Annotated in this window: 22 protein-coding genes, 15 tRNA genes and 1 rRNA gene (1 of these 38 cut by a window edge); 8 read left to right on the top strand and 30 right to left on the bottom strand. The window is 42.8% G+C overall.

What is annotated here, in order from left to right; all coding sequences use genetic code 11:
• Nucleotides 1–10 precede the first annotated feature (10 nt).
• The 3 genes from nrfD (at nucleotide 11) to AC0VX7_RS05840 (ending at nucleotide 3148) form a co-directional block, all read left to right on the top strand.
• Nucleotides 11–1159, top strand: a complete 1149-nt coding sequence (nrfD, locus tag AC0VX7_RS05850; RefSeq protein ID WP_475427069.1) for an NrfD/PsrC family molybdoenzyme membrane anchor subunit — start codon at nucleotides 11–13, stop codon at nucleotides 1157–1159.
• Nucleotides 1160–1260: 101 nt separating this feature from the next.
• Nucleotides 1261–1884 carry a TorD/DmsD family molecular chaperone gene (locus AC0VX7_RS05845; RefSeq protein ID WP_475428089.1) on the top strand — a complete coding sequence of 208 codons (624 nt, stop codon included), beginning with the start codon at nucleotides 1261–1263 and terminating at the stop codon, nucleotides 1882–1884.
• A gap of 4 nt (nucleotides 1885–1888) precedes the next feature.
• Nucleotides 1889–3148, top strand: a complete 1260-nt coding sequence (locus AC0VX7_RS05840) for a rhodanese-like domain-containing protein (RefSeq protein ID WP_475427068.1) — start codon at nucleotides 1889–1891, stop codon at nucleotides 3146–3148.
• A gap of 43 nt (nucleotides 3149–3191) precedes the next feature.
• On the opposite strand, the gene AC0VX7_RS05835 is transcribed toward AC0VX7_RS05840, so the two are convergent.
• Both AC0VX7_RS05835 and AC0VX7_RS05830 read right to left on the bottom strand, forming a co-directional pair.
• The gene (locus tag AC0VX7_RS05835; protein ID WP_475427067.1) at nucleotides 3192–4100 is read right to left on the bottom strand and encodes a Gfo/Idh/MocA family protein; all 909 of its coding nucleotides are present in this window, start codon (nucleotides 4098–4100) and stop codon (nucleotides 3192–3194) included.
• 111 nt (nucleotides 4101–4211) lie between these two features.
• On the bottom strand, nucleotides 4212–5057 hold the full coding sequence (locus tag AC0VX7_RS05830; protein ID WP_475427066.1) for a DegV family protein: 846 nt from the start codon (nucleotides 5055–5057) through the stop codon (nucleotides 4212–4214).
• Between the two features lie 203 nt (nucleotides 5058–5260).
• On the opposite strand from AC0VX7_RS05830, the gene AC0VX7_RS05825 reads away from it, so the two are divergent.
• On the top strand, nucleotides 5261–5929 hold the full coding sequence (locus tag AC0VX7_RS05825; protein ID WP_475427065.1) for a hypothetical protein: 669 nt from the start codon (nucleotides 5261–5263) through the stop codon (nucleotides 5927–5929).
• Nucleotides 5930–5943: 14 nt separating this feature from the next.
• On the opposite strand, the gene AC0VX7_RS05820 is transcribed toward AC0VX7_RS05825, so the two are convergent.
• Nucleotides 5944–6171, bottom strand: a complete 228-nt coding sequence (locus AC0VX7_RS05820; RefSeq protein ID WP_475427064.1) for a thioredoxin family protein — start codon at nucleotides 6169–6171, stop codon at nucleotides 5944–5946.
• Nucleotides 6172–6819: 648 nt separating this feature from the next.
• On the opposite strand from AC0VX7_RS05820, the gene AC0VX7_RS05815 reads away from it, so the two are divergent.
• Complete coding sequence (locus AC0VX7_RS05815) at nucleotides 6820–7650, top strand: aldo/keto reductase (RefSeq protein ID WP_475427063.1); 831 nt, start codon at nucleotides 6820–6822, stop codon at nucleotides 7648–7650.
• Nucleotides 7651–7820: 170 nt separating this feature from the next.
• Nucleotides 7821–8786: an NAD(P)H-dependent flavin oxidoreductase gene (locus AC0VX7_RS05810; RefSeq protein ID WP_475427062.1), complete on the top strand. Its 966-nt coding sequence runs from the start codon at nucleotides 7821–7823 to the stop codon at nucleotides 8784–8786.
• A 110-nt stretch (nucleotides 8787–8896) separates the two neighbouring features.
• Here AC0VX7_RS05810 and AC0VX7_RS05805 read toward each other — a convergent pair whose 3' ends face one another.
• The 4 genes from AC0VX7_RS05805 to AC0VX7_RS05790 form a co-directional block, all read right to left on the bottom strand.
• Nucleotides 8897–9652, bottom strand: a complete 756-nt coding sequence (locus AC0VX7_RS05805) for an NRDE family protein (RefSeq protein WP_475427061.1) — start codon at nucleotides 9650–9652, stop codon at nucleotides 8897–8899.
• 86 nt (nucleotides 9653–9738) lie between these two features.
• The gene (locus AC0VX7_RS05800) at nucleotides 9739–10953 is read right to left on the bottom strand and encodes a NupC/NupG family nucleoside CNT transporter (protein ID WP_475427060.1); all 1215 of its coding nucleotides are present in this window, start codon (nucleotides 10951–10953) and stop codon (nucleotides 9739–9741) included.
• Between the two features lie 273 nt (nucleotides 10954–11226).
• Complete coding sequence (locus AC0VX7_RS05795) at nucleotides 11227–12165, bottom strand: sugar-binding transcriptional regulator (RefSeq protein ID WP_475427059.1); 939 nt, start codon at nucleotides 12163–12165, stop codon at nucleotides 11227–11229.
• Between the two features lie 528 nt (nucleotides 12166–12693).
• Nucleotides 12694–14208 (bottom strand): glycine betaine uptake BCCT transporter, encoded by a 1515-nt coding sequence (locus AC0VX7_RS05790; RefSeq protein WP_475427058.1) that lies wholly within the window; start codon nucleotides 14206–14208, stop codon nucleotides 12694–12696.
• Between the two features lie 601 nt (nucleotides 14209–14809).
• On the opposite strand from AC0VX7_RS05790, the gene AC0VX7_RS05785 reads away from it, so the two are divergent.
• A complete protein-coding gene (locus AC0VX7_RS05785) occupies nucleotides 14810–15562 on the top strand; it encodes a C39 family peptidase (protein WP_475427057.1) in 753 nt (250 codons plus the stop codon).
• Between the two features lie 66 nt (nucleotides 15563–15628).
• On the opposite strand, the gene yhbH is transcribed toward AC0VX7_RS05785, so the two are convergent.
• The 7 genes from yhbH to queG form a co-directional block, all read right to left on the bottom strand.
• A complete protein-coding gene (gene yhbH / locus AC0VX7_RS05780) occupies nucleotides 15629–16798 on the bottom strand; it encodes a sporulation protein YhbH (protein ID WP_475427056.1) in 1170 nt (389 codons plus the stop codon).
• 364 nt (nucleotides 16799–17162) lie between these two features.
• Nucleotides 17163–17345 (bottom strand): hypothetical protein, encoded by a 183-nt coding sequence (locus AC0VX7_RS05775; RefSeq protein WP_215035506.1) that lies wholly within the window; start codon nucleotides 17343–17345, stop codon nucleotides 17163–17165.
• A gap of 83 nt (nucleotides 17346–17428) precedes the next feature.
• The gene (locus AC0VX7_RS05770; RefSeq protein ID WP_215035508.1) at nucleotides 17429–19324 is read right to left on the bottom strand and encodes a PrkA family serine protein kinase; all 1896 of its coding nucleotides are present in this window, start codon (nucleotides 19322–19324) and stop codon (nucleotides 17429–17431) included.
• A 337-nt stretch (nucleotides 19325–19661) separates the two neighbouring features.
• Nucleotides 19662–20411, bottom strand: coding sequence for an oxygen-insensitive NADPH nitroreductase (gene nfsA / locus AC0VX7_RS05765; RefSeq protein WP_475427055.1), 750 nt, complete (start codon nucleotides 20409–20411; stop codon nucleotides 19662–19664).
• A gap of 111 nt (nucleotides 20412–20522) precedes the next feature.
• Nucleotides 20523–21002: a tRNA (uridine(34)/cytosine(34)/5-carboxymethylaminomethyluridine(34)-2'-O)-methyltransferase TrmL gene (trmL, locus tag AC0VX7_RS05760; RefSeq protein WP_041968144.1), complete on the bottom strand. Its 480-nt coding sequence runs from the start codon at nucleotides 21000–21002 to the stop codon at nucleotides 20523–20525.
• 90 nt (nucleotides 21003–21092) lie between these two features.
• Nucleotides 21093–21986 carry an amidase domain-containing protein gene (locus AC0VX7_RS05755; protein ID WP_475427054.1) on the bottom strand — a complete coding sequence of 298 codons (894 nt, stop codon included), beginning with the start codon at nucleotides 21984–21986 and terminating at the stop codon, nucleotides 21093–21095.
• A gap of 281 nt (nucleotides 21987–22267) precedes the next feature.
• The gene (gene queG / locus AC0VX7_RS05750; protein ID WP_475427053.1) at nucleotides 22268–23425 is read right to left on the bottom strand and encodes a tRNA epoxyqueuosine(34) reductase QueG; all 1158 of its coding nucleotides are present in this window, start codon (nucleotides 23423–23425) and stop codon (nucleotides 22268–22270) included.
• A 108-nt stretch (nucleotides 23426–23533) separates the two neighbouring features.
• Between queG and AC0VX7_RS05745 the strand changes: the two genes are divergently transcribed.
• Nucleotides 23534–24202 carry a B3/B4 domain-containing protein gene (locus AC0VX7_RS05745; RefSeq protein ID WP_475427052.1) on the top strand — a complete coding sequence of 223 codons (669 nt, stop codon included), beginning with the start codon at nucleotides 23534–23536 and terminating at the stop codon, nucleotides 24200–24202.
• 113 nt (nucleotides 24203–24315) lie between these two features.
• On the opposite strand, the gene AC0VX7_RS05740 is transcribed toward AC0VX7_RS05745, so the two are convergent.
• The 16 genes from AC0VX7_RS05740 to rrf all read right to left on the bottom strand — a co-directional run.
• A tRNA-Gly gene (locus AC0VX7_RS05740) sits at nucleotides 24316–24389 on the bottom strand.
• 52 nt (nucleotides 24390–24441) lie between these two features.
• Nucleotides 24442–24526: transfer RNA gene (locus AC0VX7_RS05735), tRNA-Leu, on the bottom strand.
• Nucleotides 24527–24567: 41 nt separating this feature from the next.
• A tRNA-Cys gene (locus AC0VX7_RS05730) sits at nucleotides 24568–24642 on the bottom strand.
• 9 nt (nucleotides 24643–24651) lie between these two features.
• Nucleotides 24652–24726: transfer RNA gene (locus AC0VX7_RS05725), tRNA-Gly, on the bottom strand.
• A gap of 6 nt (nucleotides 24727–24732) precedes the next feature.
• Nucleotides 24733–24807, bottom strand: a tRNA-Gln gene (locus AC0VX7_RS05720).
• A gap of 39 nt (nucleotides 24808–24846) precedes the next feature.
• Nucleotides 24847–24922 (bottom strand) — tRNA-His (locus AC0VX7_RS05715).
• Nucleotides 24923–24933: 11 nt separating this feature from the next.
• Nucleotides 24934–25007: transfer RNA gene (locus tag AC0VX7_RS05710), tRNA-Trp, on the bottom strand.
• Between the two features lie 8 nt (nucleotides 25008–25015).
• Nucleotides 25016–25100: transfer RNA gene (locus tag AC0VX7_RS05705), tRNA-Tyr, on the bottom strand.
• Between the two features lie 71 nt (nucleotides 25101–25171).
• A tRNA-Phe gene (locus AC0VX7_RS05700) sits at nucleotides 25172–25247 on the bottom strand.
• A gap of 144 nt (nucleotides 25248–25391) precedes the next feature.
• Nucleotides 25392–25467, bottom strand: a tRNA-Asp gene (locus AC0VX7_RS05695).
• A gap of 42 nt (nucleotides 25468–25509) precedes the next feature.
• A tRNA-Met gene (locus tag AC0VX7_RS05690) sits at nucleotides 25510–25583 on the bottom strand.
• 181 nt (nucleotides 25584–25764) lie between these two features.
• Nucleotides 25765–25840, bottom strand: a tRNA-Val gene (locus AC0VX7_RS05685).
• A 61-nt stretch (nucleotides 25841–25901) separates the two neighbouring features.
• Nucleotides 25902–25976 (bottom strand) — tRNA-Glu (locus tag AC0VX7_RS05680).
• Between the two features lie 15 nt (nucleotides 25977–25991).
• Nucleotides 25992–26083: transfer RNA gene (locus AC0VX7_RS05675), tRNA-Ser, on the bottom strand.
• A 4-nt stretch (nucleotides 26084–26087) separates the two neighbouring features.
• Nucleotides 26088–26162 (bottom strand) — tRNA-Asn (locus tag AC0VX7_RS05670).
• A 65-nt stretch (nucleotides 26163–26227) separates the two neighbouring features.
• Nucleotides 26228–26258: ribosomal RNA gene (gene rrf, locus AC0VX7_RS05665) — 5S ribosomal RNA — on the bottom strand; it runs 85 nt beyond the window's last position.

Here is a 26258-nt window from a genome sequence, read left to right as displayed (position 1 = left end):
GGTGAATCTCGTGAAAATCAATAAATGGACGATCCTGTCAGCAGCCTTCATTCTCTTCGGCCTGGCAGGAGCAGCCAATATTTTTATCCACGGTGAACATGCGATGGGAACGACCAATCAAATTCCATGGGGAATCCTGATCGCCGGCTACGAATATTTTGTTGGGATCAGCACAGGACTGCTGCTGGTCGCAGCATTAGGCTATGTATTCCATGTGAAGGCCATCATCCCAATCGGCAAATCACTGCTGATGTTTGCGATTTTTTCGCTTATCAGCGGATTTGCGATTTTATTGGTGGAGTTAGGCAATCCACTTAATTTCATCCATTATTTCCTGACTCCTAACTTTACATCGCCAATCTGGTGGATGGCACCGCTATACGGAATCTATTTGATGCTGCTAGTGACTTTGACGGTGTTTGTCGTTCGCGGAAATGAGTCTTTGATCAGACCATTTGCGATCTTGACAGCAGTTTCTGCTGTAGTCGCACTAATTTGCATCGGATTCCTGTTCGGTTTCATCATTGCCCGTCCCTACTGGAACGGACCGATCTCACCTCTTTACTTTATTCTTACGTCTGTGTTCTCTGGGATCGCGATGGCTTCCGTTATCGCTTATCTACACGGAAGGAAGAAAACCCGCGAGAACCTTGAAACCGTTAAGTTCCTCAGAACACTTAGCTTGTCCATGATGGGGGTTATGGTAGTGATCTATATCGGCAAAACCTTTGTCGGACTCTACGGCCAGGTGCCGGGAAAATATGAATCACTGCTCGCTTTGCTGACAGGACCTTTGAGTTTTAACTATTGGGTACTGGAAATATCGCTGGCAATTGTCATTCCATTTGGGCTGATTGTGTCTGCACACAAGCTCTCAGCCATAAAGCTCGGACTTGCAGGTCTGCTATCCCTGACAGGAATTTTCTTCATGCGCTTCAATATGGTGATCGCCGGGCAGATTACTCCATTGAAAGTAGTCAAAAATCCTGCCGAAGAAACCGCCTTCAACCTTTTCAGTGTGACCTGGTCTGAATGGGCTCTGATCATGGGCGCTATTGGGATCATGGCAATGTTGTATCTCCAGCGTGAGCTTCTGGAAAGGATCATCAAACACAAACCAGCAACAGAGCTGAAAAGACATGGGGATGTAACCCTATAGAAAAAAGAAAAGCGCCAGCGCCTTGTTCAGCCCCGACCAGCGACTCGAGGGGCTAGGTGCTGGAGCTGGACAAACGAAAAGGGGCTGATCACTTGTTTACCATGACAGAAGAAAAACGGCTGCTGTCCAACGCGCTAATGCTACTGGCAGAATTTTATAAGCCGCCAACCAATGAACTCTACCAAGCTTTGAGAAATGGAACAGCCTTAGAAGAGCTGACGCCTTTTGTAAAACTGGAAGAAACATATGAAGACGCTTTTTCTTCTTATGAAAATATGAAACAATCCTATATCCATTGTTTTCTTGGGCCTTCCGAGCCTTTCGCACCGCCTATTGAATCACTCTACAAACAATGGACGGATGATTCTACCGCGGCTGTTTCATTCGCAAGACAAACAGGATTCTTCTATGGCGACCCTGCACTGCATGTCCAGTATCTGTTCCGCCAGTTCAAGCTTGAATTTCCCGAAGAATATCGGGCAATGCCAGACCACTTGACCCTGTTGCTCGAATTTCTTTCGTTCTTGCTCGAGCATGGTACAGCTGATCAGATCCATTCTTTTATCACTGACCATTTCGATTGGCTTGACAATTTCGTTCAGGAATTGAAAAAGGCAGATACGAGTTTATTTTATGTATCGATCACACAAATAGTGAACCAGCTTGTCCACTCCCCTTCGTTTAGCTACAGGAGTGAACAGCCTGGTGAAGAAAGGAGTGAATAGTCTCATGGTAAAGAAAACTATGCTAGCAGGATTGATTTTCACTGTCGGAGTAGTAATTGCCGGCTGCGGGACTGGGGAAGATTCGTCCAAACCTAACTCGAATGCGGCTGCGGATTTTAACCAAAAAGCAGACCTTTCAATCTACAAGGTAGGCGAGGAAGCTGCACCCGAGAAGGAAGCCGTGCCACTCAAGGATAATCTCACCTATGTTGGCACCGAATATATGATGAGATTAAAAGCGTCCGAAGGAGAGGTAAGCTCGGCAAGGAAAACGTACGAACAATTCCCTTCAGAATGGGACTTTGTCATCGTCGATTCCCGTCCTCAAACTGTTTTTCATGAAGGGCATATCAACGGAGCAATCAATATCCCGGATTCACAGTTCGACCAATTTGCCTCCCTGCTCCCAGAAGATAAAAATAAGCTTCTTATTTTTTACTGCGGCGGGGTCACCTGTGAATTAAGCAGCAATTCTGCTGAAAAAGCAATCAAGCTTGGCTACAAGAATATCAAAGTTTACCAGGAAGGACTGCCAGAGTGGAAAAAAGCAGGAAATTACCTGGCTGTTACAGCTCCTTATGTAAAGGGACTGATCATGGACGCAAATGTGTCACGGGATGATAAGCCACCTTTCGTCATCCTTGATGCCAGACCGTATAAGATATATTTCGAGTCACACATCCCGAACGCAGTCTTTGCAGATGATACTCTTTTTGTGCAAAAATATATAGGAATAGCACCTGCAGATAAAAAGACTGAAATAATCGTCTATTGTGGAGGTTTCGGCTGCCATAAAAGCCATATTGTCGCTGAGGAACTCCTGAAAAAAGGATACTCAAATGTCAAAGTCTATTCAGGAGGACTCCCAGACTGGACTGCACAATCCTTGCCAACATTCGGAACTGCTAATTCAGGCGGAAGCTTTAATGTAGCTGAAGGCCAGGTTAACCGCGGAATCAACCCAGAGGAGTTTATGAACAAAATCAGTGCGGGGGCATTTATCCTTGACGTCCGTTCACAGGATGAAACAAAGGCCGGCGTCCTCAAGGGATCACTGAATATTCCTGACAGTGTCATCCTGGCTGATCCAGCCGCTATCACAAGCCAGCTTCCAAAAGATAAGAATGCCGTCATCGTCATTCATTGCGCATCTGGCGCAAGGGCTGCTGGTGTTGTGAATAAAATTGTTGACCTAGGTTATGCAAACACATTCTATTTGAATAACGCCATCCAAATATCTGCAGATGGCAAACCATCGTTTTAATAACCAAACCCCGGTACAATTTCATGTACCGGGGTTTTGCGCATTACAACGCCTCTAATTCTTTCACGATTGTCTCGCAGATCTCATGTGTTACGAGGGAATCCTTTGCAGTTATTAACGGTGTTGTATCGCTGCCGACCGCCTGGATGAAATCAAAAATAATCTGCTCGAAGCCACGCTTATGAAGGGTTGGCTCCCAGTCACTTCCTCCATGTCTTACTTCCTTACGATTTTCCTGAACCAATAAATCTGAAACATTCACTGCCGTTCTTTTTTGATTCGATTGGAATACTTCTACCTTTTCCTCGACAACGCCGCTGTCACGGTTCATGATTCCGATTGCGATTCCCTCTTCTGCCTGCAGCTGAATTACTACGTGATGCAAAAAAGCTCCATTTTTCTTTCCTGTAACATTGACCTGCTTTATGTCGTAGGGAAACAAAAATCTTAACGTATCGACCACATGGATAAAATCATCGAGAATGAAATGGCGTATTTCCCCAGGCAAGGCCTTCCTGTTTTTCTGCATGATCACCATATTAGGTTCTTTCAACTCGGCCAACTGTTTATACGCCGGGGCATACCTGCGGTTGAAACCTGTCATTAATATCAAACCTTTATCCTCAGCCAGCTCTGTCAATTCCCTGGCTTTTTCATACTCATAGGCAATCGGCTTATCGACATACACATGGATACCAGCCAGCAGCAGTTTTTTTACAATTTCATGATGTGATTCAGTTGCACTATGGACAAAAGCACCCTTAACTCCACTTTCAATGAGCTCATCCAGACTTAGATGTATATGGGCAAACCTATACTTGGAAGCCAGAGTTTTCAGCTTGGCAATATCTCGCGTGTAAAGGTGGAATTCAATATCTCCCTTTTCCGCGAATACAGGTAGATAGGCCTTTTGCGCAATATCCCCTAAACCAATGATCCCGATCTTCAACATGTCGATTTCCCCCTACTATTATTGATATTTCAAGTGTACACAGGAACCTGGACAATAAAAAGAAATCAGCCCTGACCAGGCTGATTTCTAATTTTTTTTTACTATTGCGGACTATTCATTAATCCAGGCAAGCCCAATTGTTCCCTGCCCTGTATGAGTTCCAGCCACTGGACTGAACGTAGTTGTGGTAAAAGAAATGTTTGGAAAACGCTGCTGAAGTTCCGCACGCCATTCCTCAGCCAATTCCCTCACATTTCCGTGAATGACACTTGCTTCTTTAATATTCGTTGAAGCCTCCTCAAAAATTTGATAAAGGCGTTCCTTGACCTTTTTTTCCGTCCTGATTTTATCAAACAGGACTACCTTGCCATCATCGAACCTGACAATCAGCTTTAATTTAATCAAGCTGCCGATAATCACCTGTGTCGTGGATAAACGTCCACCCTTATGCAGCTGCTCAAGGCTTCCGGGTGCCATATATAAATTGGCCTTGTCAGGGAGTGTGTTTAAATAGGAAACAATTTCAGAATAGGACTTTCCTTGCTTTTGAAGTTCAACACCCTTTTCAACCATGCGCCCCAACGGATAAGAACCTATCTTCGAATCGATGACATCGACTTTGAAATCTACCATGCTGGAAGCTGCCATGGAGGATTGGTAAGTTCCTGTCAGAGCGCTCGAAGCGTGGATCGCGATCGCATGCTTATATTGCTCCTTAAGTTTTTGGTATAGTTCCACAAACTCCCCAATAGCAGGCTGCGATGTTTTCGGAAGGACCTTAGATGCTGCCAGCTTTGGATAAAAATCCTCTGCAGTGATATCTACACCCTCCAAATATGATTCTTCACCAAAAATAATACTTAAAGGTACAACATATATATGATTATTTTTTATGTATTCTTCTGTTAGTCCAGATGTACTGTCAGTTACCCATGCAATTTCATTTAATGTAGTCATGATTTCTCCTGTTCTTGTCAAAATATCGTTGAATATGCTTACATTTTCCATGATATATGAAGAAGCCTTATAAGACTATTAGTAATTTTTAAGAATACGATTTATTTGTTAAAAACAATGAAAAAGTTAATAACACAGACACATGTTTCTCATTCCGGTTAAAGGGAACAATTGTAACAAACCTGACTGGAGGAAAGTGACTCATGGACCCATATATCTACGGTTTATATTCCCTCATCTACTTGTTTTTATTCCTATGGGGACTAAAATTATCCATTAAGTATGGATTTTTTTCCTGGCTGAATGTTCTTTTGCTCGTTACATTCGGTTTAGTGTATGACAACCTTGTACTAGCCATGGGGAGCGTGATTGGAGAAGGAAGCTTTTTAGAAGCCTTGAATGAGATGCGTTACTGGTTCCACGCATTCTTTACGCCATTGTTGATTTTATTTTCCTGGGCAGCTATCAGGAAGACAGAAATCGACTGGCTGAAAGGACAAGCAGGATTTTTCTTGGCGGGAGTCTTCACTCTAGCTATGATCATTGCTGAACTTGTCCAAAATACCATCGGACTCAAGCTTGAGCCCGCCCAGAAATATGGAGTACTAAGCTATGAATCTGCCGGATCACATAGCCCCCCTATTATGATCATTGGTGTTACTGTTGCGTTACTGCTTGCAGGGATTATCCTCTGGAAAAAGCTGAAGTGGAAATGGATGGCCATCGGCGTCATTTTGATGGGTATAGGAAGCGCTGTGCCAATTCCATTGGAGAGTGATGCAGCTACCAACGGCTTCGAACTGATTTTACTAATTTCCTTATGGGCAACAAAAGCTTTCCTTGATAAAAATTCAGATCAGGCCACGATATGAGGCCTGATTTGAATTTAAAATAAAGTCTTCACTTCTTGTGCTGACAACTGTTTCCCCGCTGAAACAACCTTTTCATCAATGACCAAAGCTGGCGTACTCTTCACCTTATACTTTTCGATTTCCTTATTGTCTTCCACCATTTCGACGACCGCTGCGACACCCGCTTCCTTTACAGCAGCATTTATACTATCTTCAAGACTTTTGCACTTATCGCAACCAGGACCCAGTACTTTGATGATCATAATTTCTATCTCCTTTCACATTTGACTATGTTTAATTACCTTTATATCTTAAATGTACCCTGATCTTAAGAATAAAAGCCTTTTATCTGACAGCTTTTATGGTGATTGAACCAAAGCTGTCATGATTCCTTCGTTTTTCTGACAGCTTTTCAGGTGTATGAGCCAAAGCTGTCATGATTCCGCCCTTATTCTGACAGCTTTTCAGGCGCATGGGCCAAAGCTGTCATGATTCCTTCGTTATTCTGACAGCTTTTCAGGCGCATGGGCTAAAGCTGTCATGATTCCTTCGTTTTTCTGACAGCTTTTCCGGTGTATGAGCCAAAGCTGTCATGATTCCACCCTTATTCTGACAGCTTTTCTGGAGAATGGGCTAAAGCTGTCACTATTCCTTCGTTTTCCTGACAGCTTTTCAGGTGTATGAGCCAAAGCTGTCATGATTCCGCCGTTATTCTGACAGCTTTTCAGGGAAATGGGCCAAAGCTGTCAAGATTCCTTCGTTATTCTGACAGTTTTTCTGGAGAATGGGCCAAAGCTGTCAAGATTCTAACAGATCATCTTTTAATCCACCAAGGAAGTCCAATTACTTTTTAGCATTCAAAAAATATGAGAAAATAAAATAGCAATTGAATTGATAAGGAGGCGCATGATATGCCACAAAATCTCCAGGATACTACGATTTTACATAATGGTGTCAAGATGCCATGGTTTGGACTTGGTGTGTTTAAGGTCCAGGAAGGTTCTGAAGTTGTAGAATCTGTTAAAGCAGCGCTTAAAAATGGCTACAAGAGCATCGATACTGCAGCAGTTTACAAGAACGAGGAAGGCGTGGGCCAGGGAATCAAAGAAGCTGGAGTTCCGCGTGAAGAATTGTTTATCACGACCAAGGTCTGGAATTCTGACCAGGGTTATGAATCGACACTCCAGGCATTTGAGACAAGCATGGAAAAGCTTGGCCTTGATTACCTTGACCTTTACCTGATTCACTGGCCGGTAGCGGGTAAATATAAAGAAACGTGGAAGGCACTCGAAAAGCTTTATAAAGATGGGCGTGTCCGCGCCATTGGCGTGAGCAACTTCCATGTTCATCATCTTAAAGATTTGATGGCTGATGCTGAAATCAAGCCAATGGTTAACCAGGTCGAATACCATCCGCATCTGGCCCAGACTGAGCTGCTTGAGTTCTGCAAAGCTGAAGGCATCCAAATGGAAGCCTGGTCTCCATTGAAGCAGGGAGAGCTTTTATCAGAACCAACAATCGTTGAAATCGCAGAAAAGCATAAGAAATCGCCCGCACAAGTGATCCTGCGTTGGGATTTACAAAATGAAGTGGTGACGATTCCTAAATCAATCAAGGAACATCGTATTATCGAAAATGCAAATATCTTCGATTTAGAGCTTTCTGCCGCTGATATGGACCGCTTGAACAGCTTGAACAAGAATGAGCGTGTAGGTCCCGATCCGGATAATTTCGATTTCTAATTAACATCAATGCAACTTGGACGCAGATTAGTTTCTGCGTCTTTTTTATTTCTGAAAAATCAATACCAAATAATTATACCTAAATATAGTATCTGGTGCTAAAAATCACATCTTTTTATAAATCTGCATGTTAAACTGCAAAGGAATAAATTTAGAGAGGGGTTTTTAGCATGGACTTGCCAAAACTTAAGATTGGCCATATGGTTCCCAGGGTTCCAATAATGCAAGGCGGAATGGGGGTAGGCATCTCGCTCAGCGGATTGGCATCAGCGGTTGCAAACGCAGGGGGAATTGGTATCATCTCCGGAACAGGGATCACAGTTGAAGAGATGCGTCTGCATATCAGGAAAGCCAGGAAGCTAACACAGGGTAATGGATACATCGGGGTAAACGTATTGTTTGCGATGAATGATTTTGCTGAAAAAATGAAAGCTGCACTAGATGAAAAAGTTGATTTCATCATATCTGGAGCCGGAATTTCACGAGATATGTATTCATGGGGAAAGCAAGCGGGGATCCCGGTCATTTCCATTGTCTCCTCTGCCAAGCTAGCTAAAATCTCGGAACGCCTGGGTGCTGCTGCAGTGGTAGTTGAAGGATTTGAAGCAGGCGGGCATCTTGGGACTGACAAGCCCCTTTTTGACATACTGCCTGAAATTGTTGAGTCTGTGACCATCCCGGTGATTGCTGCTGGAGGAATCATGACTGGGGCTGATATCGCTAAGGCTTTGTCCCTTGGAGCTTCTGGCGTCCAAATGGGCACAAGATTTGTTGCCAGTGATGAATGCGACGCTCCGCAAAGCTTCAAGGAGAAATACGTGTCAGCCACTGAAAAAGACACAATACTAGTGAAAACCACAGTAGGGCTGCACGGTCGGGCCATTGCCAATCATTTTACTAAGCTAATCACTACCTCAGATAAACTTAGGATCAAAAAATGTCGTGATTGCCTGAAAAATTGCTCCTATCAATTTTGTACACTGGACTCTCTGCTCACCTCTGTTGCCGGCGATGTAGAGAATGGCCTCGTATTCGCTGGCTCTAGGGTAAGTGAAATTAAAGAAATCTTGCCGGTCCGGGCAATCATAGAAAACTTAAAAACGGAATATAAAACAGCACTTCAAAGCTTTGCCTGAATATAGATTGTATTAGATTTAGGGCAGACCATCGAATTGGCTTAGGGCTTTTTTCGTGCTCTCAATTAAAAAATTCACAGACAACCTAATTCGTGGTTGTCTGTTTTGCTTCACAAAGTTATCAAAAACTCCTGGTTTGACCGCTGATCCTTTGTATGAACCCGTTCATTAAAATAGATTTCTTTTTCATTGATCAATATGACGGTAGAGCTTCTCGTCCCGTATCCATCGCTTTTGATAAACATCGGTGACAGCAAACGCTCCCACTCCAGCGAGACACCTGTTGAAGGCAGCAGATGGTCTGGTGCAGGGTCGGCATTTTCCAAATGGGTAAATAACTGGTCAACCAGATCTGTTTGCTCTCCAGAAATAATGCTGGCAAGTCCCGCCTTCCCTCGTTCTACCTTTGGCCAGTCCGTATTAAACAAGTGGTTGCTGACACCATGAATACCAGGATCAATTTTTTGCAAGGGGCCTCCACGGTTGGAATAATAATAAAGCTCCTCCAAATTCCCTGCTAGTAGATTATAACCCGGATATTCATGACGACGATTGGCCAAGTCCTGTAAATAGGCCTGCGGGTTATCTTTCCCTTTCAGAAAATCTGCAACAAGCTCCCCTCTTGTTCTTTTCCCATTCGTGGTTTCACTTGGGTCGCGATAATTGGTCAAGGCAGCAAACTTGCCTGAAGTCGTTACCCCCATCCATGTTCCCATTTTTTCAAGATCCCGGCCGGCGAGCAGTTCTGGCGCATCTTCCCAAAAATAAGCCGGCGCAGTTTCCCGGGCATATGCTTCATCCCTATTAGCAGCAATAATAAGCTTATACTTCGGATGCACTTTGTAGGCAAATAAAATCAAACACATAAATCATCACAGCTTTCATTTCATTTTCCACTATTATAACTCAACGCAAAAAAAGAGAAGGACCAAGTCCCTCTCTTTCCTCATTTTTATAAAAGCATACCTGCCATTGCTGCACTCAATAATGATGCAAGCATACCTGCGATGACAGCTCGTACACCCATGCGAGCGATGTCTCCGCGACGATTTGGAGCAAGGCTTCCAAGACCGCCAAGCAAGATTCCCATTGAAGAGACGTTTGCGAATCCACAAAGAGCAAAGCTGATGATTGCTACTGTTTTAGCAGATAATTGTTCAATTTGTGGTGCAAATGAAGAGTAAGCTACAAATTCATTCAAGATTAACTTCTGACCAATGAATCCGCCGGCTTTCACAGCCTCATCCCAAGGTACGCCGATTGCGAAAGCAAGTGGTGCGAATACAAAGCCTAGGATTGTTTCAAGCGTTAAGTTACCGGCTCCGAAGAATCCTCCAAAGAACCCAAGAATTCCATTAATCAAGGCAATCAATGCGATGAAGGCAAGCAACATTGCACCGATATTCAAAGCTAACTGAAGACCCGTGCTTGCTCCCTTAGCGGCAGCATCAATCACGTTAACTGAATCTGTATCTTTTTCCATTCTTAGTTCATCGGATGACTCAGATTTTTCTGTTTCTGGAATCATGATTTTAGCCATGATCAAACCCGCTGGAGCAGCCATGAAGCTTGCTGCAAGCAGGTATTCCAATGGAACACCTAATAATGAATAACCAATCAATACGGAACCTGCGACAGAAGCCAAGCCCCCAACCATGATTGCAAAAAGCTCTGACTGAGTCATTTTCGCGATGTAAGGCTTAACAACAAGCGGTGCTTCTGTCTGGCCCACGAAAATGTTCGCAGCAGCTGATAGTGATTCAGCCTTGCTCGTTCCAAGCAATTTAGAAAGCGCTCCGCCCAGGATCTTGATGACCACTTGCATGATTCCCAGGTAGTACAGCACTGAAATTAAAGAAGAGAAGAAAATAACAACCGTTAATACTTGGAAAGCGAATACAAAGCCAATATTTTCGGCCTGGAACAACCCGCCGAACAGGAATTGCACACCAGCGTCTGTATAGTTGACGATTTCATTGACACCAAGTGAAAGCTTTTTCAGTAAGAGTTTACCTGTTTCCCATTTCAATACTAAGAACGCGAAAATGAATTGGATTGCCAACCCGCCAAGGATTGTCCTAAAATTGATGGAATTTTTGTTATTCGAGAAAATAAATGCAATTCCCAAAACGACAGCAATCCCTATTAAACCCCATAAGATATTCATTGTTGACCCCACCTCTTGTTGTGATATTTGATGAAATGTTGTTAACGTTTACAAATGATATGAAAAAAATTTCAATAAAACGTTTACATTTGTTTATCTCAAACTTTCTATAGCAAATATATCAGAAGTTAAGAACTTTTGTAAATAAGTTTTTGAACAAATGTAAAATGAAATTTATACCTTTTCATCATTTCGACAAAAATACCCGCAAAGGCCTCAAACCTATCGGGTATTTGTTTGTATCTTATGGCTTTTACTCTATTCACTGAATCCTTACTTATCTAACAAGAACTTTGCAGTGAATTGATCCGTTACAAGTACATTTGTATACTTCCCCTTTAAAGCTCCATAAATACCATCAATCTTGTGAGCTCCGCCTGCAACCAATATTGAATATTTTTTCGATTTCAACTGTTCAAGTTCTATCCCTAAAGTTCTTGCATCCAAATTTTCGTTGCAAACCATCCCATCTTTATCAAAAAAGCGCGAACATATATCGCCTACGGCTTTTGAATATATGACTTGCAGATCTTCCTCTGTAAAGTATCCTAACTGGAACAATAATGATTCAGACTTTATCGGGCCGATAGTATAGACTGCAATGTTCGATTGCTTCCCCATCTCCAGGATCTTTTTGATATGTCTGTCCGCTTCCATCGCCTGTTTTACCACGACATGATCAACGATCGCCGGCAACGGGAGGTGATGAGGTGCACTATTGAAGGCCTTTCCGAATAAATACAGTATTTCATTCGCGTATGTATTCGTCTCAGAATGGCTGACTCCGCCCTTCAACTGAACGACCTTGACATTCTTGCACGGCTTCTGCTTAAGTTCGAGTGCGACATGATAAAGGGTCGTGCCCCAAGTGACACCGATAATATCATCATGTTCAACCACTTCATTCAGAAAAGCAGCAGCCTTCTCCCCGAGATATGTTTTGATTACACTGTCCTCATATTGCGGAATATGGGTGACAATTGCCTTTTTCAACCCAAACTTTTGTTCAAGTTGCGCTGACAAATTCTCTACATCCTCTGTCGGGTCCATGATTCTGATATCGACGATCCCCTCCTGCTTTGCGATCTGCAGGAACCTTGATACTGTCGGCCTTGATACTCCCAACTCTCTTGCAATATCATTCTGGTTATAATCAAGTAAATAATAAAGCTTAGCTGCCTCAATTATCTTCAATAATTTTTCTTTTTCCATTCGTGATCACCCTTGGAAATGACTTAAATTCATTACATTCATTTTAGCAAAAAATACGAATGAAAACATTTACATTTTAAAAAAGAACAAAATGTTCATAAATACCCATACTTTTACAAATGTCCATTACCTTTCGATCATTTAGTTCGACTGTGCCCAGAAAATAAGGCTCTTTTCTCAAACTTTGTTGCTTTTTGAATACAAAATTGTAGTGAATTACCTATACCTTCGTAAAGTTGACGCTTCTTATGAGAAAAGAGCATGCAAACTTAATACCGACCTGCAAAATGGGTATATATTACGTTAAAATCGGCTTTAGGATTTTAACAACAATCTTTACGAAAACAACCTAAAATTAAAATAAGGATTGGTTATAAACCAACCCTTGTGTTAGAAAAGCTCCAGCGACTTGCTCAACCCCTGCTAGCGCTGGAGCTAGATAATTTCTCGAAATAAATTTTATACATTCTTAATTTTTTAAAAAGGAGTCATCCCTTAAAACCGGAATGACTCCTTGCACCTTTAGTATTAAGACTTACGTTTAGGAATTTTTCCAATCCCCAGTTCTTTCGCCTCTTGGTTCAATGCTTTAATTAGACTCAGTGCCATTAATGCCATAATGACTGAGAATGGCAGCGCAGCTACGATCATTGTATTTTGCAATGCCTGAAGCCCGCCTGAGTACAGCAATACTAAAGAAATTGCCGCCAGCATGATTCCCCAGGTGAATTTGATTCTATTTCCTGGAGTCAGTGATCCATTCGTTGTCATCATTCCTAATACGAATGTGCCTGAATCTGCTGAAGTAATAAAGAAGGTTCCGATAAGAATCATTGCCATTATCGACAATAATGAACTCATTGGATAATTGGCGAAAACACCAAATAATGCTTCTTCAGTCGCAAGCTCTGAAATCTTCGCAATCCCTTCATGCTCAAGCATGATGGCTGAACCTCCGAAAGCAGAAAACCATAGGAAGCCGATCAAAGAAGGTACGAGCAGTACTCCAAATACAAACTCTCTGATTGTCCGGCCTTTAGAAACTCGAGCTATAAAAATCCCTACAAATGGTGCCCAGGCAATCCACCATGCCCAGTAGAAAATGGTCCAGCCGTTAATCCATGAGCGGACTTCTTCATTTAGAGGCGAAATCCGGAAACTCATTGTCGGCAGATTCTGAAGGTATGTACCAATTGTGTTGGTAAAGAGGTTCAGGATAAATTGAGTGGGTCCCAAAAACAGAATGGCCACTAGCAATAACCCAGCAAGTATCATATTCACATTGCTTAAAATCTTGATACCTTTCCCAAGTCCTGTCCAGGCAGATATCATGAACAATACTGTTACGATCAGGACAATAAACAATTGAGTTACGAAACCAGTAGGTATTCCAAATAGGTAAGAAAGACCCCCATTAATTTGTACAGCTCCAAATCCTAAAGTTGTTGCCACTCCCACAACAGTCGCGACAACGGAAATTATATCAATCACTTTTCCAGTGATGCCATTCGTCTTGTCGCCTAAAATCGGGCTAAGAGTAGCACTAATCAACCCTGGCTTCCCATGACGGAAATTGAAATAAGCTAGAACTAATGCAACGATCCCATAAATGGCCCAGGCATGGATACCCCAGTGGAAAAATGTGAATCTCATCGAATCACGAATTGCCTGGTCAGACCCTGCCTCTACTCCAGTTGGTGTCGAGACCATATAATGGCTGATTGGTTCAGCAGTTCCCCAAAAAACCAACCCTATCCCCATACCTGCGCTGAAGAGCATCGCATACCATGTCAGGGTAGAAAATTCAGGGCGGTCATCCTGCTTGCCAAGTCTGATCTTTCCAAGGGGACTGATCAGGAAATACAGACAAACGATTACAATAGCAGAAACAAGAATTAAATAATACCAGCCAAAAGAATCAGTAATGAATGCCTGGATGCTGGCTGTTACTGACTCAAGTTTATCTGGAACAAACACACCGAAAAGAACCATTAATAACAAAATTCCAGTCGATATGAAAAAAACAGATGAATCCTTTTTCATCAAAAAACTCCCTTCGTCAACTTTGCACTTTAATACCCTAACATAAATTAGAGTTTTTTTAAAAAGATTGTACTTATAACAGAGATAGTATTACCGATTACAGCCATAAAAATGATGGTTCAATTTAATTTTTTCTAAAGCTTCACTTTCAGTTTCAACTACTGCATTCCCCCATATTCTTACCCAAAAACCTATAGTTATGGAATTCTTTGTTGAATAATCCCTTAGGCCTAATATATTTTTTATGTACTTTCTCCGATAAAAACTTTTTCGGCATTATTTTTGGCATTAATTGTTAGCTTTCGAATATGAACTTCCATCACATTCCCTATAGATATCATATCGAGGACTTCTGCAGTGGAATAGGCGGAGGTGCCTCTACCTTTTTACTTTTGGTTATGCAAGCAACAGAGTTTATGAAAAGATCTTAGAAAAAAGACGACTTTCCAATAAATTCCCAATATCATTCTATTAGTCTATTGAATCCTTGTCGAATTTTGATTAAAATTGGTAGAGATACTCACTTGAAGGAGAAATGTTAGGAGAAGATATTTTGGATAAAAAGTTAATTATAAGATCACTGTCAATTGGAGGCATTTTCTTGGCCACTTACCTGGGGGCGGAGAACTTACGATCAGTTGAAAATCCAACTGCAGAAACACAAGCTTCAGTTGCACCCAAAATAACCCGAACAGAAGCTCATTCGGTAACTAAAAATATTGCTGATAAAGAAGTTCTCGAGGATTTCATCAGTACTGAAGAGAAAAAAATGATTGAAGGTGTCCCGCACATCAGTCAGCTTCCAGAATTACAACGCGGGTGTGAAGTAACTAGCTTAACTATGCTGTTGCAGTATGAAGGAATACAAGCCGACAAGATGACCTTGGCTAAGCAGATACATAAAATCCCCTTCCGCGACGCAAATTATGTTCGCAGCAACCCATATGATGGATTTGTAGGCGATATCTATACATTCAGCAAATCAGGATATGGCGTTTACCACGGTCCTGTAGCAAATCTTGCAGAGAATTATCTGCCCGGGAAAATCAAGGACATAACCGGAAATTCAATCGATGATGTATATCAACTGATCGACAACGGCTCACCAGTTTGGGTCATCACCAACTCCACTTTCGCGCCACTTCCCGAATCCGAGTTTACTATTTGGAAGACAAATACGGGAAACGTGAAGATCACTTATAGAGAACACAGTGTGCTGATTGTCGGCTATGACGAGGAATTTATTTACGTAAACGATCCTCTTGCCAGCAATGGCTATAAACCCGTTCCACGTTCACCTTTCGAAAAAGCCTGGGTACAGATGGGCAGCCAGGCGATTGGAATAGAAAAATAATAGATTGTTACTATAAGAGTTTTTATATAGAAAAATCGGCAGGAGTTATATCCTGCCGATTTTTGATTAAGCATACATCTTGTTTTCTTCATTTTTGAAAAAGCTTTTCATCGCGTGGAATACGTCAGCTTTCTGCTTGAGGATATAGTAACGGAAGTTTTCGTCTTTAATGTTTTTATACGCGGACATTAGGGTCGAGTGGCGGTTGTACTGATTGACTTCTCCATAGCCGAACATATTGGAGACCTTCATCAGCTCTTCTACTAACTTCACACAGCGGGCATTGTCGGAGGTCAGGTTATCACCATCTGAAAAATGGAATGGATAAATATTGAACTTGCTTGGATTGTACTTGTCATCAATAAGTTCTAATGCTTTTCGATAGGCGGATGAACAAATGGTACCTCCGCTTTCCCCTTTTGAGAAAAAGTCTTCCTCGGAAACTACCTTTGCTTCTGTATGGTGGGCGATAAATTCGATTTCAACGGTTTCATACTTGGAACGAAGGAAACGCGTCATCCAGAAGAAGAAGCTCCTCGCCATATATTTTTCCCACAGTCCCATACTTCCACTCGTATCCATCATCGCAAGCACAACAGCTTTTGAGTCCGGCTTCACGACTTCATTCCACGTCTTGAATTTAAGATCTTCCTTGTAAATAGGGTGGAATGATGGCTTACCGGTCATTGCATTCCGTTTATAAGCTGACATCATCGTCCGCTTCTTATCAATATTGCCCATCAATCCAGTCTTCCTGATATCGTTGAACTCAATATTTTCAACGAGATGCTCCTGTTCTTCCTTCTTCTTGAGATTTGGAAGCTCCAGCTCTTTAAATAACGCTTCTTCAATTTCCATCATCGATACTTCTGCTTCGTAATAATCTTCACCGGCCTGGTCTCCTGCGCCTTGCCCTTTTCCCGGGCCTTGCTGCTGGCCTGAGCCATCACGGGCGACGACATCTCCTACTTTACTGTCTCCATTCCCCTGGCCGACGTGTTTGTTCTTATCATAGTTATAACGGATTTTGTACTCATCCAGTGACCTTATCGGAATCTTGACGACATCCCTGCCGTTGGACATGATAATATTCTCTTCGGTGATCAAATCAGGCAGATTGCTCTTGATTGCTTCCTGCACCTTTTCCTGATGGCGCTGTTGGTCATCATGTCCTTTGCGGTGGAGGGACCAATCTTCCTGGGAAATCACAAACTGGTGACTGCTTTCATCGGTCATTTTCAACCCCTCCTTTGAAATTTTCATTTTGACGGTAACATAATACAACATACTTTCATACAATATCCCGATGGACTTTACCCTTGTGGGAATTGTAATTACTCTATCTTATGCAGGAAGACAAAATAATTTACAAATAATTTTGACAATTAACCTTTTCTCCTATGGATGGACAAGCCCATTTTATCTTGAACCCCCTTTGGGCATTATTGTCCCTTGTTCCAGAAGCTTAGGTGTAAGTTCTTTTACAAGACAGGTACGTTCGCCACCCAATTTGCTCCAGGTTTGGATTATTTTAAAGAAGCTCGAATTAACGATATGTTGTTATAATCTAAAAAAATAACCTCTGCGTTATCAGCAAAGGTTATTTCTTTTCATTCGCTTTATCAAATTGAATCGGATCTGGTACTTTATCGTAGTCCTCTTTCAACACTTCGCCAGTGCGTCGGTTCTCCATTTGCTTGCCGAGATTTTCGATTTCTTCTTCATTGCGGGCCATTGAACTATTTTTAGGAACATAGTCTTTTGGCAAATCCTTTTTAGTCATTCTTATCACCTCTTGCCTGTACTATTCCCGCTATCAGGATTTTATAAACTAAAGAGGACCTGCAATCCGCAGGTCCTTCCATTCTATCTATTTAGCAGGCTTCCGACATACCTCAGCAACTCATTGGCTGAGGTAGAGTTATAGCCATGCTCATCGATCAGTCTTGCGACTACATTATTAATTTTTCTCATCTGGGTCTCATCAGGAGTCTTTGATGAAGTCGTGATCTTGACGACATCCTTCAAGTCAGCAAATAGTTTTTTCTGGATCGCTTCACGCAGGCGGTCATGCGAATTATAATCAAACCTCTTGCCTTTTCGCGCATAGGCAGAAATCCTGATTAAAATCTCTTCACGGAACGCTTTCTTCGCATTTTCGGAAATGCCAATCTGCTCCTCAATGGAGCGCATCAACTTCTCATCCGGATTGATTTCCTCACCAGTCAGCTGATCACGCATCTTCGCCTTATTGCAATACGCCTCAACATTATCAAGGTAATTCTCCATAAGGGTTTTAGCTGATTCTTCATAAGAATACACGAATGCCTTTTGAACTTCTTTTTTCGCGATGTCATCGTATTCCTTGCGCGCAATAGAAATATAGTTCAGATATCGCTCCCTTGTCTCGGCCGTAATCGATGGATGCTGGTCAAGGCCTTCTTTGAGTGATCTCAGTACGTCTAATGCATTAATCGTTTTAACTTCCTTCCTGATGATTGTCGAAGAAATCCGGTTAATGACATAACGAGGGTCAATTCCGCTCATGCCTTCATCCTGATGTTCTTTTTTCAATTCTTCTACATCAGCTCTGTTATAGCCTTCGACACTTTCCCCATCATAGAGTCTCATCTTCTTGATCAGGTCAATATCACCCTTTTTTGGATCCTTCAGGCGGGTAAGAATCGTGAACATCGCAGCAACCCTCAGAGTATGAGGAGCGATATGGACATCGTTTACATCACTTTCCCTGATCATCTTGTCATAGATTTTCTCTTCATCGGACACTTTTAGGTTATACGGAATCGGCATCACGATAATACGTGAATGCAGGGCTTCGTTCTTTTTATTGGAAATAAACGAACGGTATTCCGTTTCATTCGTATGCGCAACAATCAATTCATCCGCACTGATCAATGCGAATCTTCCCGCTTTGAAATTACCTTCCTGCGTCAGGCTGAGCAAGTGCCAGAGGAATTTCTCATCACACTTCAGCATTTCCTGGAACTCCATCATCCCCCGGTTTGCTTTGTTCAGCTCGCCATCAAAACGGTATGCCCGCGGATCAGATTCAGATCCATATTCCGCGATGGTCGAGAAGTCAATGCTGCCTGTCAAATCCGCTATATCCTGAGATTTTGGATCGGATGGACTAAATGTTCCGATACCCGTCCGCTTATCCTCGGAGAAGAAGATTCGTTCCACGATGACATCTTCTATCCTGCCGCCATATTCCTGTTCAAGTCTCATCATATTAAGCGGCGACAGATTGCCTTCAATCCGGATGCCATATTCATCATAAAAATCTTTTCGCAAATGATGTGGAATCATGTGCAGCGGGTCTTCATGCATCGGGCAGCCCTTAATTGCAAAAACTGCTCCCCTGTCTGTATGAGAATAAGCCTCCAGCCCTCTTTTTAGCATCGTGACGAGAGTCGATTTACCTCCGCTCACTGGTCCCATCAACAAAAGGATACGCTTCCTGACATCCAGCCTTTTCGCAGCCGGGTGAAAATACTCCTCGACTAGCCTTTCCAATGCTTCTTCAAGACCAAACAACTGTGAATTAAAGAAGGAATAGCGTTTCTTGCCTTTATCGTTTTCAATCCCTGCGTCTTTGACCATATTATACACACGGGAATGTGCCGATTGAGCAACCCATGGCTGTTCCTTCACAATTTCAAGATACTCCCTGAACGTCCCTTCCCACTTCAGCTTCTCTTCATCCTGGCGATACAACTCAATTTTTTTTAAAATATCCATATGGACCTCCCCATCTAGCGTTATCAAGAGACGATTAATAAATTCTATGCAGCAAACAATTTGAACATGCGTAAACGTTCTGCCTGGATGATTGTCCTTTTTTACTTTCATCGGGAAAAAATAAGCCCATCCTTCACAGTAGCGAAATAATAGGATATAATAAATTCTATATGGACAAAACGAATAAAAGGGAGGCTTACATACATGAAACTAATTCTAATTATAGGCGTAACTATTGCTTTTCTAGCTGCTATTTTCACAGGTGGTTACGATGATAAGCCGGGGATCACGAAAAAATAAAAAGCTGCCTTTTGGCAGCTTTTTCACTTTTTCATAACTACTTTTTATTTAATTGCTGCTTCTCAATAAACTCCTTCATATACATCCTCGTTTTACGCTCAAGCATCTTGGCCATTTGCCCAGTCCATGAGTCCGCTCTTTTCCCGCCCGTTCTTTCCTGGTAATACTCAGATGTCGTTTTGTTATAATCTTGAAGCTGCTTTTCAAACAAGCTCTGGTCTTGTTGATACTCGTTTTCCATATAGATATGCTCTAGCGGAAGACGCGGCTTCAGATCCGTTTCCTGATCGGGATAGCCTACTGCCATGCCAAACAGAGGAATAACATAATCAGGTGTCTTCAATACTTCCTTTACCGCCTCGAGGTCATTCCGGATACCGCCAATATAGCAAATCCCGAGTCCCATCGATTCAGCAGCTATTGCCGCATTCTGGGCAGCTAACGCAGCATCAATTAATGCCACCATGAATTTTTCCGTACTTTCAATCGAATCTTTTACATCAGCATTTTCCAAACCACCAACTACCTTATGGCGATGGAGGTCCGCACAAAATACAAAGAAGTGGCCATTAGCCGCTACATAAGCCTGATTGCCCGCCAATTCAGCCAACTTGTCCTTTTTTTCCTGATCTGTTACCCCGATTATTGAATATGCCTGGATAAAGCTTGAAGTAGAAGCCGCCTGGGCACTTTTCACGATGGTTTCAACTTGTTCCCGATCCAGCGATTGATCCGTAAAACGCCTGATCGAACGATGTTGCAGTAGAGTTTCAATTACCTGGTTCATTCTATTAACAGCTCCTTCTTGATTATGTATTGCCTGGAAATGACACGATTCATTAAAAGTAAAAACCACCAGACACCTGTCCATGCCAAAAAGGAGACCTGAATAGGCCTCCTAGTATTTACGCAAATCCCGATAGTCCTGCTGTCTAAGTGCTTCATAAATTAAGATAGCAGCCGTGTTAGACAGGTTTAATGAACGGATATTCTCATTCATAGGCAGCCTCAGGCATGTCTCGATATTGTTTTCGATCACTTCTTTAGGAAGTCCGGTTGTCTCTCTGCCAAATATAAAGAAGAAATCCTTCTCGGTTGCACTATAATCAAAATCAGAATGCGCCTTTTTGCCAAATTTGGTCACGTAAAAGAATTCTCCGCCCTCGTTCTGTTGATAAAAGTCCTCAAGCGAATCATAATAATGAATTTTCACATGCTCCCAGTAATCCAAACCCGCCCTCTTCAACATCTTGTCATCCGTTGAAAACCCCAACGGCCTGATTAAGTGAAGCTCGGTATCTGTACCGGCGCATGTGCGCGCTATATTGCCAGTGTTTGCTGGAATGAGCGGCTGATATAATACAACATGCAATGCCATGACTTTCACCTCTAATAAAAACTAAAGCCATTATACCACTACACTGCTTCTCAGCAAAAGAAATGGCGCTGTATTCGTTTGGGTATGTCATTAAATATCATCATGATCATCCGTAATCGTTAAGAACTTGTATTTAATATTCGGGGTATAGGCGGTTGAATCTTCATATGCCCAATATCTCATCCTGCTGTTATACGTATGGGCATTGACCAGCGGCATTCCATCCGCGTCGTGTCCTGTAACAATCGTGGTATGGTCGAAACGTCCATCCCCCTCGAAATCATAGCAGATGACATCTCCTAGTTTCAGTTTATCAGCACTTTTCACTTCTCTTCCCCTCAAGCCCAACTTAGAACCTGGGATGTGCCAGCGCATCGCATTGGCGACCGACCAGCTGAAACTCCAATTATCATTCTGCATCCACCAGCCATTGCTTCGATTTGGATACCCGCGCATCGGCCCTCCGCCCTGATGAAGGCATTGCGAGATATAGTTGGTACAGTCGACCTCGAACTTTTTATATGCAGGATTGTAGTCATTCCACCATCTTTCCGCATACTGGACGGCCTTCAGCCTGTCATATTTGAATCCCTTCCTCTCCTGGTCTCCCTCCTCCTGTGCAATAGCAGGCATCGCTTCATGGCTGCCCTGGGATCCTTTGATTTCATTCATCTTTTCATCCTTTACCAGGACGCCCTTGTAAAATTCAGCCTCCCTCTTCTCCACTTCCTCCTCCATGTAAAATAATCCCCGTTGCTTAATCAAATACTGAAAATGAACCTCATATAAAACCTTGGCATTTTCCTTATCTTCAAACTTCTCTATTACTCTGCCATTTGCCTTTGCTTTTACAATTTCAGCAGACCTATTGGCAAAACTCTGCTTTTTCATCTCTATACTGGGACACTCGTGCAGTTGATTTCGCGGCATTGATACACATTGAAGGACACGTTGTTCCAGCAGTTCCTGCAGTTGTTCACGCATGTTCATCTCTCCCTTCACCTTTCATATTTATGAAGCGTTCCAGGATTTCACGCATAAAAAAAGGCTGTTTTGGTCAAGATTGTTGTTAAAATCCTAAAGCCGATTTTAACGTAAAACTTAGCCATTTTTTGTTCGGTATTAAGTTGGCATGCTCATTTCTCATATTAAGAGTCAAATTTGCGAAGAAACATAATACATTCATTCCTATTTTGTATTCAATAGCCACAAAGTTTGAGAAATGAGCCTAAAAAAAAGAATGGATTTGACTAAATCCATCCTTCTTACACTGTAATATTCGACTCTGAGTTGTCCTTAAAAAACTCCAGTCCCTTACTGATCTCCTTTAATACTTCCTCATCCTTCTCAACAGCAGAGGCATGTTTCAGTGCGTCCAACGCTTCACTACCGCCAATTTTACCAAGCGCCCATGCTGCCGTCCCCCTGAGTACAGGTCTTGGGTCATCCTGCATTACCTTGATCAACTCAGGTATTGCTGTATCATCCTTATAATGCGCAAGGGCAATGACCGCATTGCGCTGAATAGGCTTCTTTCCTCTCCACGAACCGGAGACATGTCCGTACTTTTCTTTGAAATCACGGTTGCTTATGGTTAGTAAAGGTTTTAGGAGCGGCTTCGCAATTTCAGGGTCTGGCTCCATTTCTTCATGGAAATGAAAATCCTTCCCTTTGTTCTCGGGACAAACGGTCTGGCAAGTATCACAGCCATATAAGCGATTACCCAATTTTTCGCGGAATTCATCAGCCAAAAAACCCTTCGTTTGTGTTACGAAGGCAATGCACTTTTGTGCGTCAAGCTGCCCGCCCTGTACAAGTGCCCCAGTAGGACAAACTTCCACACACTTATTGCAGGTGCCACAGCGATCCTCCATAGGCGTATCGGGGGCAAACGGTATATTCGTAATCATTTCACCTAAATAAACGTAGGATCCATACTCTGGAGTGATAATGGAGCAGTTTTTTCCGCTCCAGCCTATCCCTGCCCGCTCGGCAACAGCCCTGTCAACAAGTTCGCCCGTATCGACCATCGATTTGAACATTGAGCCAGGTACCTTCGAAGCAATATAATCCTCCAATTTTTTCAGCCTGTCCCTGAGCACCATGTGGTAATCAGTCCCCCATGATGCACGGCAGAAGATTCCCCGACGTTCTCCCTTCTTGCTGACAACTTTCGTCTTCATCTTTGAAGGATAAGCAAGTGCAATCGAAATGATCGATTTAGGACCGTCAAAAATAAGGCTAGGCTCCGTTCTCTTCTCAATATCCTTTTCCTCGAACCCGGATTGATATTGTAGTTCCTGCTGCCTGTATAACCTGACCTTCATTTCTTCAAAAGTTGAAGGAGCTGCAAAACCAATTTTATCAATCCCGATTGTTTTGCTGTATTCAATAATATCCTGCTTCAAACTTACTGTATCCATTTGCAGATTCCTCCTCTCCATTTTGATATTTATATTGAAATCCCATAAATTTAAATGCAAATTACTTTTATGATAAACTATTTTAAAGCAGATTTGGAGGTGGAATCAATGGAAATTCAAGTTTCAAGGTTGATAGGTGATCTCATTCCCGGATTCACAGTCGGGATTATCGAATATAAAGACATACAGGTTGGCGAGTCTCCGCAAATGTTAAAGGGCAGACTTCAGCTTTTCCAGGAATCAATTTACTTCGACCTTCTGGAAAAAAACGTAACCGAGCTTGAAGGCATCAAAGAGTGGCGAGGAATATTTAAAACAACAGGGAAGGATCCAAACCGATATAGACATTCGGCCGAAGCCCTCTACCGCAGGATCGCAAAGCAGAATTATCTTCAATCCATACATAGTGCGATAGATTTAAATAACTTCTTCTCACTTGAATATCAAATTCCAATAGGAATTTATGACAGTGATAAGCTTGTAGGGAATGTATCGATTAACATCGGAGAAGAAAGCGAAGAATACAAAGGTCTAAATGGAAGAACCAATAACCTTGCCAACCTAATAACCTCTGCAGATGAACAAGGACCATTCGGCAGCCCATTTGTCGATTCAGAAAGATCGGCCGTAACAGCATCGACGACAAATGCCCTGCAGATTGTATATTTAAGACCCTCAACTCCACCAGAGAGCATGCAAAAAATGACACAATCACTAATGAATATGTTTACCCAAATCCATGGAGGGACTGGCACTTATAGAATGATCGGATGCTGATGCATCCTTTTTCTTTTGCCTTCATATCGTTTAGCTTATCTATCTACTATAAAAACAAAAAAATGCAGCATATCGTTTTCTGGAAACGACATGCTGCATTAGTTACGTATGTATGGAGCGGGTGAAGGGAATCGAACCCTCATCATCAGCTTGGAAGGCTGAGGTTTTACCACTAAACTACACCCGCATACATATCTCTATGAAATAAAGAAAACAGGAAATCCTGTTTATAATAAAAATGGTACCGGTGGTCGGGGTCGAACCGACACTCCAGAAGGAACACGATTTTGAGTCGTGCGCGTCTGCCAATTCCGCCACACCGGCATATTAAGATGTCTTGCTTTTTGCTACCACTAATGTTTTAGTGGAGGCGGCAACCGGATTTGAACCGGTGAATAAAGGTTTTGCAGACCTTTGCCTTACCACTTGGCTATGCCGCCATATATTTTTGGAGCGGAAGACGGGATTCGAACCCGCGACCCCAACCTTGGCAAGGTTGTATTCTACCACTGAACTACTTCCGCAAAAAATGGCTGGGCTAGCTGGATTCGAACCAACGCATGTCGCAGTCAAAGTGCGATGCCTTACCGCTTGGCTATAGCCCAATATATTGTATTCCATTAGTATTGAAAATGTGATTATAATGGGGCGACTGATGGGAATCGAACCCACGAATGCCTGAACCACAATCAGGTGCGTTAACCACTTCGCCACAATCGCCATTATAAAATTGGCAGGGGTAGTAGGAATCGAACCCACACCAAAGGTTTTGGAGACCTTCGTTCTACCTTTAAACTATACCCCTATATTAAGTGGTGGAGGGGGACGGATTCGAACCGCCGAACCCTGAGGGAGCGGATTTACAGTCCGCCGCGTTTAGCCACTTCGCTACCCCTCCACTATAACATTTTTTCTGGTGTTGAAAAACCCATTTTAGCAAATTCCCTGGATAACCAGGTATTGTATAAATGGTGGCTCAGGACGGAATCGAACCGCCGACACAAGGATTTTCAGTCCTTTGCTCTACCGACTGAGCTACTGAGCCACTATAATATTGTTGCCTAAACCTTGACTTGTTTAAGTCCTTTGCTCGAATGACCTTCGGTCTTTCTCGCAGATTGCCGCAGAAGCTTATTCAGGAAGTGAGCAATCTGCTCTACCAACTGAGCTACTGAGCCACTAATTAAAATGGCGGTCCCGACCGGGATCGAACCGGCGATCTCCTGCGTGACAGGCAGGCATGTTAACCGCTACACCACGGGACCAAAGTTTTTTCAAGTGAAGTACTTGAAAAGAACTTTTATTAATTGCGGGGGCAGGATTTGAACCTGCGACCTTCGGGTTATGAGCCCGACGAGCTACCGGACTGCTCCACCCCGCGACGGTAATAATAATATTGTTTTGCGCATGCTCTTTGAGAGCAATGACTGTCCCGATCTCAGGAAGCTTATCCAAGCTGCTGCTCGATCGGTACAACTCGCAGTTCATTCAGTGAAGTAACGCTCGTTGCTCCACCCCGCGACAATAATATGAAGATTATTTTCGCTAGCGCGAAAAAATCTTGGTGGAGGATGACGGGATCGAACCGCCGACCCTCTGCTTGTAAGGCAGATGCTCTCCCAGCTGAGCTAATCCTCCATTTGTAATCGCTAGCGTGATGATATTAAGGATGATTATTTTCGCTAGTGCGAAAAAATCTTGGTGACCCCTACGGGATTCGAACCCGTGTTACCGCCGTGAAAGGGCGGTGTCTTAACCGCTTGACCAAGGGGCCAGATATAAATTTCTATGGCGGAGAGCAAGGGATTCGAACCCTTGAGACAGCGTTGACCGTCTACACGATTTCCAATCGTGCTCCTTCGACCTCTCGGACAGCTCTCCAAATTGGCTCCGCAGGTAGGATTCGAACCTACGACCGCTCGGTTAACAGCCGAGTGCTCTACCACTGAGCTACTGCGGAATAATAATGATTTCTCCGACTTGGATACACGATCCGTATCTTTGAAGAGGATGAAAATGCATCCTGCCCGGCGGCGTCCTACTCTCACAGGGGGAA

This window comes from Mesobacillus sp. QJM3NY_10 (assembly GCF_056173465.1).
Note: the sequence above shows the minus strand (reverse complement) of the source record. Positions and strands in the feature narration are given on the sequence as shown.